Origin of the sequence: Wohlfahrtiimonas larvae, assembly GCF_002006755.1 — a bacterium.
Classification (GTDB): Bacteria; Pseudomonadota; Gammaproteobacteria; order Cardiobacteriales; family Wohlfahrtiimonadaceae; genus Wohlfahrtiimonas; species Wohlfahrtiimonas larvae.
On record NZ_MVDO01000045.1, the window covers coordinates 1 to 3256 of the forward strand.

A 3256-nucleotide genomic window follows, 5' to 3' on the forward strand; every position below is an offset into this window, starting at 1 on the left:
GAATGATATTGTGGCAGGTAAGCAATCACCGGAAACTTTGGGGATTAAGGCTTTAGATGACCACACACTGGAAGTGACGTTAACTGAATCAATCCCATATTTAGATAAATTAGTTGGGCATATCGTCCTTGCACCAGTGCATCGAGCCACGGTAGAAAAATACGGTAATCAATGGACAAATCCTAAAAATTTTGTGGGTAATGGTGCATATCGTTTAAAAGATTGGGTTGTGAATGAACGTATTGTTTTAGAACGTAATCCTTATTATTGGGATAATGATCAAACAGTGATTAATGAAGTCACATTATTGCCCATTACTTCTGAAAACTCTGCAGTTAATCGTTATCGCTCAGGTGAAATTGATATGACGCAAACGATCCCTGTAGAGTTATTTACCCGATTGAAAAAAGAGTTACCTAATGATGTTCGTATTACGCCATATTTATGTAGCTACTATTATGAATTAAATAATCAAAAACCACCTTTTAATGACCCAAGAGTTCGTACAGCACTAAAATTAGCTTTAGATAGAGATATTATTGCGAATAAAGTAGTGGCACAAGGGCAAATGCCTGCGTATGGTTTTACGCCACCATATATTAATGATATGGATGCTATTGAACCAGAATGGTTTAAGCTAACTCAGAAAGAGCGCAATGCTATGGCTGTTAAATTATTAGAAGAGGCAGGTTATAATAAATCTAAACCATTAAAATTTAAGTTACTTTATAACACATTAGAATCTCATCGAAAGGTTGCGATTGCTGCAGCTTCTATTTTAAAACAGAATGCTGGTATAGAGATGCAATTGGAAAATCAAGAATGGAAAACATTTTTAGATAATCGTCAGCAAGGCACGTATCAAGTTGCGCGTGCAGGTTGGTGTGCTGATTATAATGAACCTACGACTTTTTTAAATATTATGCTTTCTAAAAGTAGTAACAACACAGCTCATTATAAAAGTGAAGCATTTGATCAGGTAATCAAGTCCGCAGTGACTGCAAAAACAGTAGAAGAGCGTGTTAAAGCATATCAGAAAGCAGAACAAATATTAGATCAAGATAGTGCAATTTTGCCAATTTACTATTACGTGAATTCACGTTTAGTGAAACCTCATGTTGGCGGCTATACTGGAATGGATCCATTAGGTAACTTTTACAGTAAAGATATGTACATCATTAAACATTAATCATTAGTGTGAGGTTACAATAATGAATCAGAAAAGGCTGATCTTGGTATTAGGCGTTTTGTTTGGGGCGATTAATGGTTTAAATATTGCTTATACAGCAGAAGTTCCTAAAGGTACAAAGCTAGCAAGCAAACAAGTTCTGATTAGAAATAATGGTACAGAACCGCAATCATTGGATCCTCATAAAATAGAAGGCGTTGCGGAATCACATTTAGCACGAGATCTATTTGAAGGGCTTATTATTATCAATGATAATGGAGAAATGGAAGCAAGAGTCGCAGAATCTTGGCAAACAGAAGATCAAAAATATTGGCAATTTAAACTTAAACCTAATTTAGTTTGGTCAAATGGTGATCCATTAACAGCTTATGATTTTGAATATGCTTGGAAACGCTTAGCTGATCCAGCAACAGGATCACCTTATGAAAGCTATTTGCAATATGGTAAATTTGCGAACATTGATGAGATCATCCGAGGTGAACAATCAGTAAGTGAGTTGGGAGTCAAGGCATTGGATGATTTGACATTAGAAATTATTTTGTCGGAAGCTGTGCCATATTTACCAAAATTATTGGCTCATACTGCGATGGTTCCTGTTCCTCAAAAAGTGATTGAGGCTAATCCTAATCATTGGACACAAGTTGGTAAATTTGTGGGGAATGGTGCATATCAATTAAAACAATGGCAGGTGAATGAACGTATTGTGTTAGAACGCAATCCCCATTATTGGGATAATGCCAATACAGTAATTGATGAGGTAACATTTTTACCGATTAGTTCTGAAATCACGGAAGCGCAACGTTATCGTGCAGGTGAAATTGACATCACAGCAAGCATACCAATTGAGCAATTCAAAAAGCTCAAATCGGAGATTCCTGATGAGATGAAAATTACGCCGTATTTATGTACATACTATTATGGCATCAATAATAGCCGAGCACCCTTTACAGATCGTCGAGTACGTGAAGCATTGAAACTAGCATATGATCAAAAATTGATCACCAATATTGTCAAAGCGCAGGGTGACCAGCCTGCTTATAGTTTTACGCCGCCTTATATTGATGGCATTCGAGAAAATGGTGCTGCGTTAGATGTACCAGAATGGTTCAATATGCCGATGGCAGAGCGCATTGCGAAGGCAAAAGCATTATTAAAAGAAGCAGGTTATGATGAAAAGAATCCCTTAACCATTCAGTTTTTATATAACACTTCAGATTTACATAAGAAAATCGCGATTGCTTCAAGCTCTATGCTGAAACAAAATCTTGGCGTGCAATTTAAATTGGATAATCGTGAATGGAAAACCTATGCCGATAGTCGAAGGGTCGGTGATTATGATGTTGTGAGAGCATCGTGGTGTGCAGATTATAATGAACCCACATCCTTTTTGAATATGATGTTATCGAATAGCAGTGTCAATACAGTGCATTATAAAAATGCAGAATTTGATGAAGTTTTAAATAGCGCTTTGGATTATTCGTCTGAAGATGCACGGGCTGTATTTTATCAAGAAGCAGAAAAGATTTTGGATCGTGATTCTGTGATTATCCCTATTTTTTATTATGCTAATTTACGCTTAGTCAAACCGCATGTAGGTGGTTACACTGGAAAGAATCAGTTGGGCTATTACTATACAAAAGATTTATACATTAAAGATTAATTAAGTCCATATGGCTTTAAAGGTTTAAGTTTATGATGCGCTTTATTTTTCGGCGTGTATTGGAAGCTATTCCAACACTGCTGATTTTGATTACTATTTCATTTTTTATGATGCGTTTAGCACCCGGAAGCCCATTTACTGGAGATCGTATGTTGCCACCAGAAGTTTTGGCAAATATAGAGGCTAAATATAATTTAAATGCACCGCTTTATGAGCAGTATTTTGATTATCTAAAACAGTTGATGAAGGGAGATTTTGGGCCTTCTTTTCGATATCGTGATCATTCGGTTAATGATCTAGTTGCAACTCATTTACCAACATCAGCTAAGCTTGGCATTATTTCTTTTATTTTTGCTCTGATAATGGGTGTGATTGTGGGGATATTTGCAGCCTTGAAGCAAAATAGT

The 3256-nt window shown here is 36.3% G+C and carries 3 protein-coding genes; all 3 read left to right on the forward strand.

What is annotated here, in order from left to right; translation table 11 throughout:
* Positions 1-1189 (forward strand): ABC transporter substrate-binding protein (locus BZK14_RS03070; RefSeq protein WP_143691295.1); only part of this gene is annotated, 1189 nt, incomplete at its 5' end.
* Positions 1190-1211: 22 nt separating this feature from the next.
* On the forward strand, positions 1212-2849 hold the full coding sequence (locus BZK14_RS03075; protein WP_077925125.1) for an ABC transporter substrate-binding protein: 1638 nt from the start codon (positions 1212-1214) through the stop codon (positions 2847-2849).
* A gap of 32 nt (positions 2850-2881) precedes the next feature.
* Positions 2882-3256: ABC transporter permease family protein (locus BZK14_RS03080; RefSeq protein ID WP_483887731.1), on the forward strand; the 375-nt coding region annotated here is incomplete at its 3' end.

Bases quoted from the DNA above. Each gene is read 5' to 3' on its own strand.
- BZK14_RS03075 (WP_077925125.1), top strand. From the start codon at position 1,212: ATGAATCAGAAAAGGCTGATCTTGGTATTAGGCGTTTTGTTTGGGGCG.